Below are 17,794 nucleotides of genomic sequence, written 5' to 3' on the forward strand. Positions count from 1 at the left end.
AAGATTTCTTAGAGAAAACTTTCGGTTTTAAAACATATCAGTTCGCTCGAACCTATTCTTGGCTTGATCCCTACTCCTATTCTTCCAGTGATGGTTACCATTTAATCACATCGCTCAATGCAATTGGATCAGGTGAAATTTTCGGTAAGGGCTTTCGAAACCGGGAAGTTTATGTTGCAGAGAACCATACCGATTTCATTTTCACTGTAATCGGTGAGGAATGGGGCTTTATTGGAGCAAGTATTGTTATTTGTATTTTCTTCCTACTAATTTATCATTTAACAAAAACTACTCTTTTATTGAAAGATCCATTTTCAACATATGTTTGTGCTGGTATTATCGCTATGATTACATTCCATGTGTTCGAGAATATAGGAATGACGATTCAATTATTACCGATTACCGGTATTCCACTTCCATTCATTAGCTATGGTGGTAGTTCATTAATGGGAAATGCTCTAGCTATCGGACTTGTCTTTAGTATGAGGTTCCACTATCGGACGTACATGTTTACTACACATGATGAAGATGAATAAAAATAGAAAAAGGGAAGCCTCTATTACAGAGACTTCCCTTTTTCTATTGTAAACGAGTTAAGCTTGAACTTGCGGTGTCTGCGTTGGTGGTGTTAGCACTTTTAAAAGTTCTAGTCGAGACTTTGTTACAGTGGCTGTTACACCCAACTTAGATAAATTCGAAACAATCTTTTTCAAATCTACTTCTTTCCTCATACATTCCACCTCAATCTTTCCTCGATTTTATATAACGTTTAATTGGCAAAAAAGTTTCATTTTTCTACGAGTATGATGTCTGACAAGTTTATCATACCATTTAACTTTGCTTTGAAATTTTTCTTTTTTGTGACATTGTATTTTTTTTATACCCTGCCCTGTTCACCACCAAACATTTATAAACTAACCTAAACCCCCATATTTTATTCATTTACTCTATTTCACAGCAAAAGAAAAGCCGTCTATCCATGTTTCTCCTTCCGTTTTCTTGTAATAGCAAGAACAACGGGGTTAGAATATACATATTGAAATATTGTATGAAAGCAGGGAACTGTATGAAAAAGGCAATTTTATTATTAATGTCTGTTCAATTCCTCGTTTACCTAGGGTTCGGTATTATTATTCCAGTCTTACCTGAGGTTATTGTGCAGCAAAATTGGGATAATCTCCATGTTGGTGGCTTACTGACCGTCTATTCATTAGCTAGCTTTTTCACTGCACCATTTTGGGGCATGCTATCAGATAAGGTAGGACGTAAACAGCTAATCTTAACGGGACTAATTGGTTTTAGCCTAAGCTTTGTTATTTTTTCATTATTTATTGATAACTTAGCTATTTTATATGTTTCCCGCGTTGTAGGAGGATTATTTTCTGGAGCTTTATATACGGCTGTAACAGGATTTATTGCAGATATGTCTAGCGAGGAGACACGTAATAAATATATGGGCTTTATGGGTATGTCCATCGGTCTAGGATTTATTTTTGGCCCAGCAATTGGTGGAATACTAGGGCATTATAGCTTGCAATTACCGTTTATCGCATCAGCTATATTAATTGGACTATTATTTATTTATGCAAGTTTCGTCTTAAAAGAACCTGAAAAACGAAAAGATACAAATAAACGTGCTATTGTGCCAAAAGGTGCTGGGAAAATGCTACAATACCGTGTGCGTTACTTATTTATGTTTTCATTTTTAGTAACATTTATGTTAGCAGGTGTTGAAGCTACATTCCAACTATTCCAAATCGAAAAAATTCAAATTACACCATTACAAATTGGTTATTTATTTATGTTTAGTGGCTTTGTTGATGCTGCGATACAAGGTGGTGTCGTTCGCCGAATTAAAAACGGTAGTGAGACAACTTGGCTAATCGGGGCACAAATTGTAACAGCCGTGGGGATGCTTTTATTCACGTTAACCGCTAACCTATTTATCGCAGGGCTAGCATTATGTGTCTTTACAGCCGGAAACGCACTTGCAAGAACATGTGTTGTTTCACTATCCTCTAAAGAATCTGGCGGGCAATATGGTACAGCAGCTGGACTATCTTATTCCATGGATAATCTAGGACGCATACTAGGTCCTCTATTTTTCACCTGGTTATTTACGATGCATGCAAGTCTCGGTTACTATACATCAGCAGTAATCGCTATTCTTTCTATTAGCTTAATTTTTATTTTTAAAGCCTCTAAAAAATCGTTGCGTTTTGATTAACATTGATCATGGCTACGATAGAATGATTAACAAGCAATTCGGATTATCTCTAGTAAGTCATAGAGATAATCCTTTTCTATGCTAACTAGCTACTTAAAATCTTCTTTCCTCATTTGAAGTAGGCTATACTAAGTATGTTATTATCAATAGTAAAGGTAGGTGTAGGAATGAGCATTTTTACAGATATAGAATACTTAGTTCCTTTAACTTTATTTTTTAATATTTTATTAGCCATGACTATCATTTTTTTAGAACGTAAAGATGCTACATCTACATGGGCATGGATTCTCGTACTATTTTTCATACCATTAGTTGGGTTTATTTTGTATCTATTACTTGGAAGACAGTTACGAAAAAAACATTTATTCCGTTGGGAAGGGCGTAAAGATATCGGTATTGATACGCTCATCAACTATCAAATGGATGCCATTCGTGATGAAACATTTGAGTTTCGTATTTCAAATGCAGAGAATTATCAAGAGATGATTTACATGCACCTTAGAACAAACAATGCTGTTTTAACGCAGGACAATCATCTAGATATTTTTGATGATGGGGCCAATAAATTTGAACAGCTCCTTAAAGATATTGAAGCGGCTAAGGACCATATCCATATTCAATACTATATCTTCCGTCTTGATGATTTAGGAACACGAATCGTTCAAGCACTAATTAAAAAGGCGCAGCAAGGTGTCAAAGTACGCCTCCTCTATGATGAGATGGGCTCACGAAATGTGAAGAAACGACATTTCAAAGAATTGCTTAATGCCGGAGGCGAGGTAGAAGTCTTCTTCCCTTCCATCTTTCCACTCCTGAATCCCCGTTTAAATTTTAGAAATCACCGAAAAATCGTTGTCATTGATGGCCGCATTGGCTATATCGGAGGTTTTAATGTTGGGGATGAATATTTAGGCTTACAAAAAAAGTTTGGGTATTGGAGAGATACACATTTACGTATTGAAGGTAGTGCCGTACATCCACTCCAAACACGCTTTTTATTGGATTGGAATCAAGCAAGCTCCCAGCAAAAGATGGGTTACTCGGACCGCTACTTCCCTGCCATCCCGAAAAAAGGTGATGTTGGTTTACAAATTGTATCAAGCGGACCCGACTCCGATTGGGAGCAAATTAAGATTGGTTACTTAAAGCTGATAAATATGGCCCAAAAGTATATCTATATTCAAACGCCTTATTTTATTCCAGATGTAAGCTTCTTAGATGCCATTAAAATTGCGACTTTGTCCGGTATCGATGTACGTATTATGATCCCTAACAAGCCAGATCACATGTTTGTTTATTGGGCTACATATTCCTATGTTGGACAGCTACTTCGTGCAGGAGCAAAAGTATATATCTATGAAAAGGGCTTTATTCATGCCAAAGCTATCATTATCGATGATGAAGCTTCCACTGTTGGTACAGCTAATATCGATGTTCGAAGCTTTAGCTTAAATTTCGAGGTGAATGCCTTTATCTATGATGCCAACATTTCGCATCAGCTGGCGGAGCTGTTTGAAAAGGATATTTTTGATTGTACAGAGCTCACGTGGGAGATGTACCAAAACCGTTCATCATTGATCAAATTTAAAGAATCAATATCTCGGTTATTAACTCCTATTTTATAAAATGAAAAAGGAAGAGAGCTTGTTCGTGTAGAACCGCATCTCTTCCTTTTTCTTATTTCACGCCTAAATATTCTTCTAGCGTAATGCTTTGCTTAGCAATTTCTTTAGCTACGTCCTTACCAACATAACGATAATGCCAAGACTCATACATATAGCCTGTAATTTCCTCTTTATTTTGAGGGAATCGTAGAATAAACCCATACTCTTGAGCGTGTGCAAATAACCACTGACCTGCTGGTGTTTCTCCGAATTCCTCTGTCAGCCAAACATCTTCTTTTCCACGCTCTCCTATATCAAACGCTAAGCCTGTTTGGTGTTCTGAATAGCCTGGACGAGCACTGTATCGATCTGCCGCTGCTTGTCCATCACGATTAACATAGTTGTTATAAAGTGTTGTTTGATATTCAAAAGAACGATAACCGCTAAAAGCAACTAAATCAAACCCTTGTTGCTTGGCGGCCTCTAGCATTTGATTAAGCGCTTTTCTTGCCTCTGGATTTTCCTCAGGTGCAAAGGTAGAAGGAAGCGGATAAATTTTATTTGCTAGCAGAATGCCTTTTATATAAGTAGGTTCGGTAGGTAATGTTTGATTAGGCAGATAGCCATTTTCGTCTGGTTGTTGCTCTGGCTTTTGAGTTGTTTCAGGTGTAGTGTCTGTCTTCTCAGTTGTAGAAGAATCTTGCTCTGTTGATTTATTTGTTTCTGTAGATTTTGGTTGCTCATTAGATGCACTATTTACTTGATTATTTTTATAGTTGTAAACTACAAAAATAGATACGATTAACGCAACAGAAATCAAAGCACCCATGATGAGCAAAAGACGATTGTTTTTCACTATTTATGCCCCTTTTAAAAATAGCAAATACGAAAAGAGTAGGTCCTCCCTCTGTAAATACTTATCTTATTTTATTACTTGATTGATATAATCTCATTTTAGCACTGTTCACATGTTCAGGTGTGAAATTCACCTGTTATTTTGTAAATATTAGTCTGTAAGAATAATGATGAATACGATGATTGAAGCTAACGCAAAAAATATCGCCATATACTTCATCCATTTCGCTTCTTTCCCATATCCTTGTTCTTCAAAACTTTTTGCTCTAAAGCCATTTGACATGGCAAACATAATCGTCATTGCAAGTACAGCAAAATTAAATTTCCCTATAATAATAAATACAAGTGCCGCAATACTAAAAATAGCGACTAAAATGGATGATAGCCATTTTCTGTTCATCATGTTGTCCCCCTAAAAAAATCGAGGCAACAGAGGCGCCTCGACATGAATAAATTATTTTGCTTTTTCTGGATGTTGCGAATAGTACTTTCGCCCAATATATGTTTGTAGAATTAACAACGCACCACTGACAGACCAATACAAAGGTAATGCTGCCATAGATGACATTGAAATAAAGACAATCATAATTGGTGAAATATAAATAAACATTTTCATTTGAGCCTTTTGCTGCTCAGGTACAGTCCATAACGATACACGTGCCTGAACGAGGTAAACAATACCTGCTACAATCGTCATGACGATATCAGGTGACCCTAAACTAAACCATAAAAACTCATGTGACTTCACATCTGTTGAATATAAAATTGAGAAATAAAGACCCATAATAATCGGCATTTGGATTAACATTGGTAAGCATCCCATGTTTAATGGATTAATGCCATGCTTTTGATAGAGAGCCATCATTTCTTGTTGATATTGCGTTTGCTCTTCTTTTGTCTTAGCTTCTTTCATTTTCTTCTGAACTGCTTCCATTTCAGGCTTGAAGGCATCCATTTTTGTTTTCATCAATTGTTGTTGACGATAATTTTTCAACATAATTGGCATTAAGACTAAACGGATTAGAACAGTAATCGCTATGATTGCTAAACCATAACTACCTGCAAAGATATTGTTTCCGAAAAATTCCAATAAAAATTCCATAGGTTTTACAAAGATACTATAGAAAAAGCCTTCTTTGTTTTGCACTGCCTGACAGCCACTAAGTACAAAAACAGCCAGCCCAAGCATTGAAAATAGTTTCAAATTTTTCATTTTTCCACCTACTATAATTTATCAACTACTGTGAAGTATACCTTATAGGGTCTATCTTTATCAAATAGAAGTGCCCTATTTATGTTTGTTATTTTCATAAAAAAAGGTGCGAGCTATAGCAGTATAGCTAACACCTCCGCACCTCATATTGTTCTATGCTCAAAATCTATGCATTTTGTAATTCTGTCTCAGCCATTTCAAATCGGTAAAATTCATGATGGAGCTCATCTCTAAAATGCTTCGGTGTAACACCAGTATACTTTTTGAAAATACGTGTAAAATAACTTTGGTTACAGAAATGGAATTGATCAGATATAGATGTGATACTTTTGTTGGTATGTCGTAAGTAGTATTGTGACTCTTCTACACGTCGAACATTTAAGTATTCAACTAATGTAATACCTACATGTTCTCTAAAAATACGTGATAAGTGACTAGTACTTATGTGGAAATTATTAGCTATACTTTCCACAGTTAAATCATTTTCTAATTCATCATTTATATACATGATCACTTTGTTGACAGTTTGATGACGGAAAGTCGGTTGTTTGCGATCTGCAATAAAATAAACAAAGAAATCAATTAAATCATCGGCAAATTGCAAAAATTCTGCGTCTTTCATTTGGTTTTCGATCATATCATTACAAGCAATATTGAAAGCAAATGCCTTTTTTGAAGGTACTTGATTGTCTAGCAATTTTCGAGCAACGATCGAAGACAAAACGGAAAAATAACCTCGAACAATTTTAATGACCTGCTTCCCAAAACGAATTGAAAGAATATCAATTAATTCATGTAAAGATTTTTTCGCTTTGGTGGATTCTAAATGGTAAATTTCAAAAATTAATTTCGACTCAATATTAAAAAATTCTTCGACGCCGATATATTGATTTATATTATCGATTTCTTGGAAGTATCTTTTGGAAATCGTTTCTGACATAGAATGTTGATGTAGTTGCATAATCTTCCCCATCTTTCCTCAGAGTGCACGAACTGCATTACAATATTTGACATCAATCCCAGTGAATAAAAAATAAGAAAATAGTATTTATTAATTTATCTTAAGAACTGAGTCCTATTTCACATTTTTTTAAAAAAACTACCTTATAAATAACCTAACTTAAACACCAGAACACAAGAAAATAGACTATACAGTGAATTTTACCATATTCTGCGATTTCCTTTCAACCACATTTTAATTGCTACTCTAGTTCTAATTTATCACATAGGCATAGTAGAAACCTTGTAAACTTATTCCTAACAATTAAATTTTACCATATACGTATCAAAATATTTTAGTCATTATCTAAATGTATTTACAAATTATACAAGACAAATTTCACCATTCTAATGAGTCAATCGACATTTTTCTATTTTATTCCTAAATCTTCTCTATATAATTTATATGATTATGTAGTAAAATAGATGATAATACTATTTTTAAAAGTTTAGACGAGGTGTTTAAAGTGGAACCAAAACAAATAGAAGAAATTATGGAGATCATTAAGGAATTCTTTCCCGAGAATACTTCCATTGCTATCTCTGATACCAATGAGTATTTGTATTACCAGCCAAGTAAGAAGGTTGATTTAAAAATTAAACCTGGCGACCCTATTAAAGAAGGTTCAGCGGCTCATAAAGCCCTAAGCTATGGTCAAAAAATTAGCTCGTACATCGAACCTGATGTTTTCGGTGTAGCCTATTACGGTATGAGTATTCCTTTAATGGAGGAAGGCGAAACTAAAGGAGCTATCACTGCTATCTTCCCGCAAAAACCATCAGCATTCTTAACAAACTACATTACCATTAAAATCGATGATTGCTGGTACCCAATTAAGCATGATCAAGTGATTTATTTAGAAACACAACTCCGTAAAACATTTGTTAAAACAATGTCTCGTGAAGGTTATCACCGTTTAAACCTAAGTGATTTAGAGCTATTTTTAGCACCTGATTCATTTATTCGTTGTCACCGCTCTTACATCGTTAACATTGACTACATCGATGAAATTCAACCAGATTCTCACTCAACGTTTTTATTAATAATGAAAGACGGTACTCGTATCCCTGTTAGCCAACGCTACGCAAGCTATTTCCGTCGTTCTTTAGGTTTCTAATTTTAAGTACAGCGAGCAATCTATGTGGATTGTTCGCTGTATTTTTTTAATCCGAAATAGACTCCTCATGTCCCCTATTAACAATTTTCGCATAGTTTTTATGTAGTAATTACCTATATTTATACAGCTCTACAATAAAACGTTTTCTCTGTCGAAAAATCATCTTAATGCTCGATTTTCCTTTTTTTACTCAATTTAATGCTATTCATAAAGTAATTGTGACAATTTGGTGATAGTATTATTCAAATGGTTGGAGTCATACTACAACTGAATAAACAGAAAATTCTCAAATGTTTTTTCTAGTTTTGTAATCGGTTTCCATCAAAATTATTTAGGGGAGGATTTTTTTATGGATGCAAATGTTCAAAAACGCCTAGGTTTAAAAGAGCTTGAGAGTAAAATTGTCACTGCTGAAGAAGCAGCAGCGCTTATTTCTAATGGTGATGTAGTTGGGATGAGTGGTTTTACTCGTGCTGGGGACGCAAAAGTTGTGCCAATGGCTTTAGTTGAGCGAGCAAAAAATGAAGAATTCAAAATTGATGTATATACAGGTGCATCATTAGGACCAGAAGTGGATAAGTACTTAGCAGAAGCTGGTGCCATTCGTAAACGTGGACCATTCCAAGGAGACGCTGGTATCCGTAATTTAATTAACTCTGGTGATGTTTTATATGTAGATGCTCATCTTTCTCATAATGCTGAGCTAGTGCGCCAAGGAATTATCGGACCAATTAAGTATTTAATTCTTGAAGCGGTTGCTATTACAGAAGATGGGTTAATCATTCCAACAAACTCTGTAGGTAACTCACCTATCTTTGCAGAATATGCAGAAAATATTATTATCGAGTTAAACATCTCACATCCAGAAGCTTTAATCGGTATCCATGATATTTATGTACCTGGCGAACAAGGTAAACGTGAAGCTATTCCAATGACAGACGCTATGCAACGCATTGGTGATATCGGTATTAAAGTGGATCCAGCTAAAATTAAAGCAATTGTTATTTCTGAAGAGCCAGATGCTCCTTCATTAATCGTACCTCCAGATGAAGAAACACAAACTATGGCAAACATTTTATTAGACTTCTTCAGCGATGAAATTAAAGCAGGTCGTTTAACAAAACAATTAATGCCATTACAATCTGGTGTTGGTTCTGTTGCAAACGCTGTACTTGATGGCTTTGCAGATTCAGAATTTGAAGATTTAATCGTGGCATCAGAAGTACTTCAAGATGCAGTATTTAACTTAATCGATGCAGGTAAGGTTAAATTTGCCGCTGCAACTTCAATTACATTGACTGAAGAATTACAGCAAAAAGTATATGGCAATTTAGAAAAATATGCTGATAAAATTTGCTTACGTCCACAAGAAATTTCTAACCACCCTGAGCTTATCCGTCGATTGGGTCTAATCTCAATCAACACAGCTCTTGAGCTAGATATTTATGGTAACGTAAACTCAACGCATGTCTCTGGTACTCGTATGATGAACGGTATCGGTGGTTCAGGAGACTTCGCTCGTAACGCACGCCTTGGTATTTTTGTTACAAAATCATACGCAAAAGGTGGAGCAATTTCTTCTATCGTACCAATGGTATCTCACGTTGACCATACTGAGCATGATGTAGATGTTATCGTAACAGAACAAGGTATCGCTGACTTACGTGGTCTTGCACCAAAAGAACGTGTACCTTTAATTATTGAAAACTGTGCACACCCAGATTATAAAGAGCAATTATGGGATTACTACAACCGTGCTGTCGAAGCAACTGGTAGCCATCAAACGCCTCACCTTTTAGAGGAAGCACTTTCTTGGCATGTAAACCTTGCTAAAAACAAAACAATGAAAAAAGAAGTGTCAAAAGCTTAATCTTCAATTTTCAGGACGCCTACTAAGTGAAAACTTATTGGGCGTTCTTTTTTATTGGAAATGTTATAATAGGAATATATGCAACTATCTTACTAATTTGTTCTAATTCATGGGAGGAGCTATGAAAAAATTTATTTATGTAATTATTTTCTTTTCTTTTTTCGACCTATTTACCCAGCTACCTGTTATGAGTACATATGCTGAGTCTTTAGGAGCATCAGCATTCCTTACAGGTCTTGCAGTAGGTATGTATTCGTTATCCAATACATTTGGTAATATTATTTCAGGCTTTTTAACGGATCGCAAAGGACCTTTTATCATACTCATCGTTGGTCTCTTAACAACAGGTCTATCATTAACACTTTATAACTTAGTAGAGGAGCCATTTGCGCTTTTAGTAGTCCGTTTTATTCATGGACTTGTTGCAGGCTTCATTGTCCCTGCCGCCTTTACATTTTTAGCAAACGCTACTGAGCAAGAAAAAAGAGGTAAGGGTAGTGCTATTTCTGGCGCATTTGTTGGTATTGCTGCTATTATTGGCCCTGCTTTTAGTGGTATTCTAGCAAGCCGGACAAGTGTCCCATTTGTTTTTAATATTACTGCAAGCTTTATGCTTTTATTAGGGATCCTTTCTTTCTTTTTACTAAGAGCAAATCAAGTAAAAAAAGAAAAAGCGGCACCAAGTACATATATACCGATAAGTGTATTTTTTAATAATACAGGAACATTAAAGGCATTTTCAGGAGCCTTTTTCTTAATGTTTTCACAAGGTGTAATTGCATATCTTCTACCGCTCAAAGTTCAATCGCTAGGCTTTGACTCTCGTTTAAGTGGCACATTGATGAGCACATTTGGTATTATCGCTGTACTTGTTTTTTTATTACCAACTAATCGTATTTTTGATAAGGTTAATCCTCTAAAAACATTGTCACTCGGTATTGGATTAATGGGATTAAGCCAATTATTAATAAGCCAAGCTGATTCTAGCTCTTTGCTTTATCTAGCAATGGCATGTTATGGGGTAGGGTTTGGGTTCCTTTTCCCTTCCGTCAATTCACTTTTAATCGATTCTACAACTGCTGAAATACGAGGAAAAGCATATGGTTATTTCTATGCATTTTTCTCTCTTGGTGTAGTATTAGGTTCTTCCTTGTTAGGATGGTTATCACTTGGAGTGATTAGTGGCTTTATCTTTACGGGAATTGTATTATTAATATTTGCTGGAGTAATCTTACTCCCACACAAAAGACCTTCTCATGCATAGATGAGAAGGTTTTGTCATTATTTTTCCTTATCTTGAATTTCCTCATTATAGAAGTGGACACCAGTATGTCCTCCACCTTCAGCGACCATTTCATTTGAGGCAATCTTCGTTGGAGAAGTACCAGCCTCTGTTGCCACCTCTGTTGATACGCGTTCTGCAATATTGTCGTGCATATCAGGACCTGTTGTCAGATAAGATTCTAATCTTGATTTCATATTATTAAACATCGATAGTGCTTTATCACGGTTCTCTTTTTTACTTAAATAAGATGCTGCTAATCCCGCTAATCCTGCAATGACAACACCTGTTCCTTTTCGTTTAGCCATAATTTATTACCTCCTAAAAATATAGAAACTAGCTCTGTACTATAGTTTTTCCCTATTCTTAGAAGAATAAACATTTATTTTTTTATCTCTATCTGCATATATATAAGAATAAGAAATATACTTGCCTACATATCCGCCGTACAACCTATTCTTCTATTCACATTCAGCTAAATTTTCGACATTTATCATAATTATGTAATTTTTTATGATTATAAAAGGCAAGTAAAGGGAATTAATGAATTAATACTAAAAATAGGAGCGTGATTATGATGAAGGATTTCGATTTAGCGTATGATTGGATAGACATGGCTTCATTAGTAGGGGGGGCAGGCCTTTTAACCGTACTAATTTATGGTGTTATACTTTTGTAAGGAGCTACTTGAATGAGTTACTTTAGAATTTAAAAGGCAATCCGCTTACCTTCTAAGCAGATTGCCTTTATTTTATCGTTTTACATCATTATAAGCATCTGATTTGGCAAAGGCCGCTACTACATAGGAACAAACTGCTTCCATCTTATAGCCGTGTTCACGCGCATACTGTGCTGCCTGATCAAGCAATTGTTTGGCCACCCCTTGACCTCGGAGCTTATCTGATACATAGGTGTGATCCATTACCATTACTTGCCCGTTTTGCTGCCAAGTAATTTCTGCAAGTCTTTCCCCTGCTTGCTCATTCAAAAATGCAAATTTATTTCCTGCTAATTGCTGTAATTGAAATTCCATTTCTCACCACTCCTTTTAAACATAGTACCATAGCCTTTTGGATTTTCACAAAACTTGCGACTCTTCTAAACAAAAAGAATCTGTCCACTCATTCTAGTAGATGAGTATGACAGATTCTTTTATTATTCATTATTAGTTAAACCAAGAAGATATAGTATCTTTTAAATTAGTAAAGAAGCTTTTCACACTCTCCCAAAATCCTTTATCTTCCATAAGAGAGCCGAACTTTTCCTGAATCGTATTACTAATATCGTTTAATTGTTCAGACCATTTACTGAAATCAATTTCCAGCTTACTGATTTTATCCATTAAATCTACGAGCAATTGACGGTCCTTTTCACTTAAATTGATGTCAAGCTTGTTTAATTGCTCTTGAACGATCTTTTCAACGTCTTCACGTGTAGCTGGCTTTAATTCAGCAATTTGCTTTTTAATTTCTGTAAGTAATTCAGCTACCTTTGCATCATCCACACCTGCAGATTCAGCAATAGATGTTGCAACCGATAACTCCTCATTTGCTACATCTGTTCGTTCAATATCAAGCGTTTCACCTGTAGTAACCTCGTATGCCTTGTAAATACCAACTAACGCCGAATGCCCTGTTACCGCCTTAGGTGCAGCCACCTGTACTGTAGCATCTTCAATCCCCGCCGTTAACATTGCATTCGCGTACATTTCTGATGTCACCTGTGTAATATTTGTTGGTGTGACAATTTCTATTACTAGACCTTCCCCTACATCTCTTCGTGTAATTTTAGCAGAAGAATACATGCGGGAACTTGAATTACTATCTTTAATGTATTTAACTAGATCCTGACCTGATACCGTTATTTCTTCGATTTCAGGTTCTTCATTGACTTTTAATGATTTTTTTACTGACTCTTTTTCAGTTTCAGATAAATTTGCCCCATATACAACGATTGGAACGCCTAACTTTTCATCAATTGCTTTCGGAGGCGTATTATCAGATGCAAACCCTGTCGCTGGTGCCATCACACCAAATACCAACATAGTAGCTGTTAGTATTTTCATCCAAGTTTTTTTCAAATCGTGTGACCCCTTTCGATAAAACCTCATAATTAGCCTGAATAATGTATACCACTATACAGTTATTAGTACGTAAAAAAGAAGAGAAGGTTTCAAGGATGTCTCTTGTCGCTATTATTTAATTTAATTAATCGTCCACTAGACTTCTTCAGTCCAGCCGTCCTGTTGCTTCACTTTACCAGCTTTCATCAATGTTCCTAATGCACGTTTAAAGGCACCCTTACTCATATGAAACATTTCTTGAACTTCTTCAGGAGAGGATTTATCGCCAAATGGCATTTTGCCCCCAACATCCTGTAGATAGCTCAAAATTTGCTGCGCATCATCGGAAAGGCGCTCATGTTTTCTCGGCAAAAGAGAACCGTTCATGGAGCCATCTTCTTTTACATCAATAATTCGAACTACTACATCTTGGCCCATGCGTGGCTCCGCATTACGCTCTGATTCATGCACAAAAATACGATATGGATGTTCTACACCTAGTAAAAACGAGCCAACTGGTAACAAACGGTATGGGCGTGCCTGAATGTTTTTATTATGCAAATCTTCAAATGCACCTTCATATAGCTCCGAAATCTTTTCTTCCGTTGCTAATCGTCCAAATAAATCACCGTTACGATCTGTGCGTAATGTCATAAATAAATGATCACCTGGAACCGGCCATACTTCTTTTAATGGTGGTAAATCCTCTGCTTTAACTAACACTTCTCGGGAGGAACCTATATCTACATATGCCCCTTCACGTTCTACTACTTTTAGCACTTTCGCCCAACCATATTCTCCTTGTGTAAAAGCTGGGATTGCTGTTGTAGCAGCTAAATCCCCTCGTCGATCTACAAATAAAAATACTTCAAGGCGGTCACCTACTGTTAGCGGCTCTGTTACCTCTGAAGCATTTAAAGGTAGTTCTTCAACTCCATTTGTTAAAATCCATTTTGATGTTTGTTGCTCTAATACCGTTAATGTAACGACTTCACCTGATTTTAATGCGTCCATATTGTCTCCCTTTCCTCCACACCATCATTTTATAGATTGTGCTGTGTTTTTGATGCCTCTAATTTTTTCACGATGTCTGGATTCTCTTCCATTACTTGCACAAGATCTGCTATACGATCGATTGAATTCCAACTTAAATGATGCTCAATTCCTTCAACATCATTATATATACGCTCTTCATCCACACCAATCATTCGTAAAAACTGCTCGAGCAATTCATGACGCTGCACAAGACGCTTTCCTAGCTTTTCACCTTTCGGCGTCAATGTCAGCCCACGGTATTTTTCATAAACTAAATAACCATCTTTATCTAATTTTTGAACCATTTTTGTAACAGAAGAAGGAAGAACAGATAATGCTTCAGCAATGTCAGACACTCGCGCATATCCTTTGTTAGCGATTAGTAAATAAATTTGTTCGATATGGTCCTCCATACTAGGTGTTGGCATATCCTTTTCCCTCTCTTTCCTTTTCTTACTCTCTAGTTTACTACAAGCTTGGCTTAAAAGTTAACTGAAAATACATATGCCAGAAAATCACGACCTGTACAACTTAAAAAGAGCCTCTTCATTTAAGAAGTAGGCTCCGCTTTGTGTCGAGGATACTTATTTACCACATGTAACGCGTGAATAATCTCTTTGTTGATGCGCTCAATACTTTCAGGAGTATTCATTTCCTTAAATGCCTCGTCTCTAGCTTCCATAGATGTAACATACTTACTCGGCAATGCATTTAGTGTAAGTGCCACCGTGTCGAGTTCACAGATTTCGCATTTACAAAATGTTTGATATTCCGGTCCTCGTAGTAAAAAGCTTACTAAACCACGCACAATCTCTTCTGTAACATTTACTAAAATAGGATCTGACTTATTCAAACTTTCGCCTCATTTATATTGAATGGTTACATTACTCCTGAAACTATAATAGCTTTTAAAAAGTACTTTTTCAAGAATCACTAGTAGCATCTATTCGCACAAAATTAGTAGTGTCAAAGTAAGATTAATCTCCTGCTTTTTCCTATCAAATCACATCTTACCTACTACTTTTTTGCTTTTATTAGTCTTAATGAATTAAAAACAACTAATAAGGTTGCGCCCATATCTGCAAAAATTGCTATCCATAACGTTAACCATCCTGGGATGACTAGCAGCAACGCAATTAATTTTAAGGCTAGGGCAAAAATAATATTTTCCTTAATAATGCGTAGTGTTTTTCTGCTTAACCCAATTGTGTATGGGAGCTTTGTTAAATCGTCACCCATTAAGGCAATATCGGCTGTCTCGAGAGCTGCATCTGTGCCTGCTCCTCCCATTGCAATTCCCACATTTGCAGTGGCCAATGCTGGCGCATCATTTACACCGTCCCCAACCATTGCTACGGCTCCAAACTGTGCACGTAAATCTTTAATCGCCATTAATTTTTCCTCTGGTAATAAACCAGCACGCACATCTGTTACCTGTAATGATGTAGCAATGGCCTTAGCAGTAGGCTCTGCATCTCCTGTTAACATCACCATATGTTTTACTTTTAGGGCATTAAGTTTTTGCAAGACATCCTTACTTTCATGACGCAATTGATCAGCAATCCCAATTAATCCAATGAGTTGGCTTTTCGAAACCGCTGCTACTACTGTCTTACCCTGTTCCTGTAGTTTTTTAACCTGCTTTTCTATATTTTTATCGATAGAAGCTAATGTGGATACCCATTTCATGCTACCTACGTAAATAATCTGCTGATCAACTGTTGCAAAGGCTCCTTTGCCTGTGACTGATTGGAATTCTGTAGGCACTAGCTCAGATAAATTTTTATCGTGTAATCTATTTAATATAGCTTTTGCTAATGGGTGCTGGGACTGTTTCTCTACTGCTGCCACTAGCTGTAATACATAGTCCTCTGACCAACCATCCATTGTCACTATATCCGTAACAGCTGGCTGTCCTTCAGTTAATGTACCTGTTTTATCAAAGGCTACTGCTTCAATATGTCCTAATTGTTCTAAATGAATTCCGCCTTTAATCAGGACACCTTGTCTTGCAGCATTCCCAATCGCAGTGACAATAGCCACCGGTGTAGAAACAACGAGTGCACAAGGACATCCTACTACTAGCACTGCTAAGCCTTGGTAAATCCAGTGCTGCCAATCTCCTATAAATAAAGGTGGAATAACAGCTACTAAAAAAGCAACAATGATAATAGCTGGTGTGTAATACTTCGCAAAGCGATCTACAAATTGCTGAGAAGGTGCTTTCTCTGCCTGCGCCTCTTCTACAAGATGAATGATTTTAGCAATTGTTGTGTCTTCTACTCGCTTTGTCACGCGAACCTCAAGCGCACCCTCTTCATTTAATGTGCCTGCGAATACTTCATCATTCACTGTTTTATTTACTGGAATGGATTCACCTGTTATAGCTGCTTGATTTACTGCAGATAGTCCGCTAATGACAATGCCATCCATCGCAATCTTTTGCCCAGGCTTTACAAGTAAAATATCCCCTATCTCGATATCTTCTGTCGGCAGTTCAAGCTCATGAAAATGCTCGCCATGCGCTCTTTTAATAATAGCTGTCGGTGGAGCGATATCCATTAACCCTCGAATCGATTGTCTTGCCTTATCCATAGAGTAAGCTTCAAGTGCTTCACTTACGGCAAATAGAAAGACTACAACTGCCGCTTCTTCCCATTGACCAATAATAGCAGCTCCAATAATAGCGATTGTCATAAGGGTCTTCATATCAAATTCAAAGCGAGCTAAATTACGGAAGCCCGTTTTAAAAATACCAATTCCCCCTACAAGAATAGCTATGATGAACATGGCTATTGGAATCGGGTTTGTTTCTCCCTGCATAGAAACAAATAAATAGCCTAGAATGACAAAGAACAAAGATATCCCTGCCAAAATATTCTCTTTTTTACGGTAAAAAGGTGTAGATTTTTCAACTGTTCTCACTGCTGATTGCGCCACCTTGATCCCATCAAAGGCACCTGCTTCTTCAATTTGATTCACACTAATGCTGCCGACTACCGTTATTTTAGAAGCACCAAAATTGACTTGTGCATCCTCCACCTCAGGAATAGCCTTAACATTTTTCTCAAACTTCGCTGCACAGCTAGCACAGGAAAGATTTTGCAATCTGTATTCTTGTTTAGTTGGCGTCGCTACCATTCGCAATCCCCTCTTTCGCATGTTCATAGGCAATTGTTACAATTTGAAATACATGCTCATCCGCTAAAGAGTAATACATTTGCTTCCCTTTGCGGTGTGTCTTTGCTAAATTATTATCTTTTAAGTAACGTAAATGATGTGATGCTGTTGCGACTGACGAGCCAATAATCGATGCTACATCACAAACACATAATTCATCCTCTACCGTTAAAGCAAAGGCGATTTTAAGCCTTGTTTCATCAGATAATGCTTTTAAAAACTTTGCTACCCCTGATAGATCAGGCATTTGTTGTTGTACCTTAGTGACTGCTTCTTCATGTACTTGCGTCACTTCACAAATTTCTTTTGGCATTGTTCCTCACCTCATTCAAATATTCGTTTGATTGTA

19 protein-coding genes are annotated in these 17,794 nt (G+C 36.5%); 6 read left to right on the plus strand and 13 right to left on the minus strand.

All coding sequences use genetic code 11. The features are described from left to right. Positions 1-536, plus strand: a 536-nt coding sequence (locus KVT27_RS21600; protein ID WP_217581912.1) for an FtsW/RodA/SpoVE family cell cycle protein, incomplete at its 5' end; no start/stop codon positions are given. 57 nt (positions 537-593) lie between these two features. On the opposite strand, the gene KVT27_RS21605 is transcribed toward KVT27_RS21600, so the two are convergent. Further along, entirely contained in the window at positions 594-731 is a 138-nt protein-coding gene (locus KVT27_RS21605; RefSeq protein WP_164908744.1) for an Lmo0850 family protein, read from the minus strand. A gap of 335 nt (positions 732-1,066) precedes the next feature. Between KVT27_RS21605 and KVT27_RS21610 the strand changes: the two genes are divergently transcribed. Together KVT27_RS21610 and cls are read left to right on the plus strand one after the other, a co-directional pair. Continuing rightward, positions 1,067-2,227, plus strand: a complete 1,161-nt coding sequence (locus KVT27_RS21610) for an MFS transporter (protein WP_217581913.1) — start codon at positions 1,067-1,069, stop codon at positions 2,225-2,227. A gap of 167 nt (positions 2,228-2,394) precedes the next feature. Further along, positions 2,395-3,852, plus strand: coding sequence for a cardiolipin synthase (gene cls, locus KVT27_RS21615; RefSeq protein WP_036127405.1), 1,458 nt, complete (start codon positions 2,395-2,397; stop codon positions 3,850-3,852). A gap of 52 nt (positions 3,853-3,904) precedes the next feature. On the opposite strand, the gene KVT27_RS21620 is transcribed toward cls, so the two are convergent. The 4 genes from KVT27_RS21620 to KVT27_RS21635 form a co-directional block, all read right to left on the minus strand. Next, a complete protein-coding gene (locus tag KVT27_RS21620; RefSeq protein ID WP_217581914.1) occupies positions 3,905-4,687 on the minus strand; it encodes a M15 family metallopeptidase in 783 nt (260 codons plus the stop codon). Between the two features lie 150 nt (positions 4,688-4,837). Continuing rightward, positions 4,838-5,089: a hypothetical protein gene (locus tag KVT27_RS21625; protein WP_008177088.1), complete on the minus strand. Its 252-nt coding sequence runs from the start codon at positions 5,087-5,089 to the stop codon at positions 4,838-4,840. Positions 5,090-5,140: 51 nt separating this feature from the next. After that, the gene (gene yidC, locus KVT27_RS21630) at positions 5,141-5,899 is read right to left on the minus strand and encodes a membrane protein insertase YidC (RefSeq protein WP_008177090.1); all 759 of its coding nucleotides are present in this window, start codon (positions 5,897-5,899) and stop codon (positions 5,141-5,143) included. 166 nt (positions 5,900-6,065) lie between these two features. Then, complete coding sequence (locus KVT27_RS21635) at positions 6,066-6,860, minus strand: helix-turn-helix transcriptional regulator (RefSeq protein WP_025114261.1); 795 nt, start codon at positions 6,858-6,860, stop codon at positions 6,066-6,068. 505 nt (positions 6,861-7,365) lie between these two features. Between KVT27_RS21635 and KVT27_RS21640 the strand changes: the two genes are divergently transcribed. The 3 genes from KVT27_RS21640 to KVT27_RS21650 all read left to right on the plus strand — a co-directional run bounded on the left by KVT27_RS21640 (position 7,366) and on the right by KVT27_RS21650 (position 11,150). After that, complete coding sequence (locus KVT27_RS21640; protein WP_008177095.1) at positions 7,366-8,016, plus strand: LytTR family DNA-binding domain-containing protein; 651 nt, start codon at positions 7,366-7,368, stop codon at positions 8,014-8,016. A gap of 349 nt (positions 8,017-8,365) precedes the next feature. After that, entirely contained in the window at positions 8,366-9,886 is a 1,521-nt protein-coding gene (locus KVT27_RS21645; protein ID WP_031416501.1) for a succinyl-CoA:acetate CoA-transferase ScpC, read from the plus strand. 121 nt (positions 9,887-10,007) lie between these two features. After that, complete coding sequence (locus tag KVT27_RS21650) at positions 10,008-11,150, plus strand: MFS transporter (RefSeq protein WP_036121065.1); 1,143 nt, start codon at positions 10,008-10,010, stop codon at positions 11,148-11,150. A 17-nt stretch (positions 11,151-11,167) separates the two neighbouring features. Here the strand turns inward: KVT27_RS21650 and KVT27_RS21655 are convergent, their stop codons facing one another. The 8 genes from KVT27_RS21655 to KVT27_RS21690 form a co-directional block, all read right to left on the minus strand. Next, the gene (locus KVT27_RS21655; RefSeq protein ID WP_008177106.1) at positions 11,168-11,476 is read right to left on the minus strand and encodes a hypothetical protein; all 309 of its coding nucleotides are present in this window, start codon (positions 11,474-11,476) and stop codon (positions 11,168-11,170) included. Positions 11,477-11,919: 443 nt separating this feature from the next. Then, entirely contained in the window at positions 11,920-12,201 is a 282-nt protein-coding gene (locus KVT27_RS21660; protein WP_008177108.1) for a GNAT family N-acetyltransferase, read from the minus strand. A gap of 132 nt (positions 12,202-12,333) precedes the next feature. Further along, positions 12,334-13,248 (minus strand): DUF1002 domain-containing protein, encoded by a 915-nt coding sequence (locus tag KVT27_RS21665; protein WP_217581915.1) that lies wholly within the window; start codon positions 13,246-13,248, stop codon positions 12,334-12,336. Positions 13,249-13,386: 138 nt separating this feature from the next. Continuing rightward, the gene (locus KVT27_RS21670) at positions 13,387-14,244 is read right to left on the minus strand and encodes a CvfB family protein (protein WP_036121074.1); all 858 of its coding nucleotides are present in this window, start codon (positions 14,242-14,244) and stop codon (positions 13,387-13,389) included. A gap of 29 nt (positions 14,245-14,273) precedes the next feature. Further along, a complete protein-coding gene (gene mntR, locus KVT27_RS21675) occupies positions 14,274-14,693 on the minus strand; it encodes a transcriptional regulator MntR (RefSeq protein WP_008177112.1) in 420 nt (139 codons plus the stop codon). Between the two features lie 122 nt (positions 14,694-14,815). Next, positions 14,816-15,118, minus strand: coding sequence for a late competence development ComFB family protein (locus tag KVT27_RS21680; protein ID WP_036121077.1), 303 nt, complete (start codon positions 15,116-15,118; stop codon positions 14,816-14,818). 164 nt (positions 15,119-15,282) lie between these two features. Continuing rightward, entirely contained in the window at positions 15,283-17,406 is a 2,124-nt protein-coding gene (locus KVT27_RS21685; protein ID WP_305799933.1) for a heavy metal translocating P-type ATPase, read from the minus strand. After that, positions 17,387-17,758 carry an ArsR/SmtB family transcription factor gene (locus KVT27_RS21690; RefSeq protein ID WP_217581916.1) on the minus strand — a complete coding sequence of 124 codons (372 nt, stop codon included), beginning with the start codon at positions 17,756-17,758 and terminating at the stop codon, positions 17,387-17,389. Before KVT27_RS21690 ends, KVT27_RS21685 begins: the two co-directional genes overlap by 20 nt. Positions 17,759-17,794 lie beyond the last annotated feature (36 nt).

It is taken from the genome of Lysinibacillus sp. GbtcB16 (assembly GCF_019091145.1).
In the GTDB taxonomy this organism is placed as follows: domain Bacteria; phylum Bacillota; class Bacilli; order Bacillales_A; family Planococcaceae; genus Lysinibacillus; species Lysinibacillus fusiformis.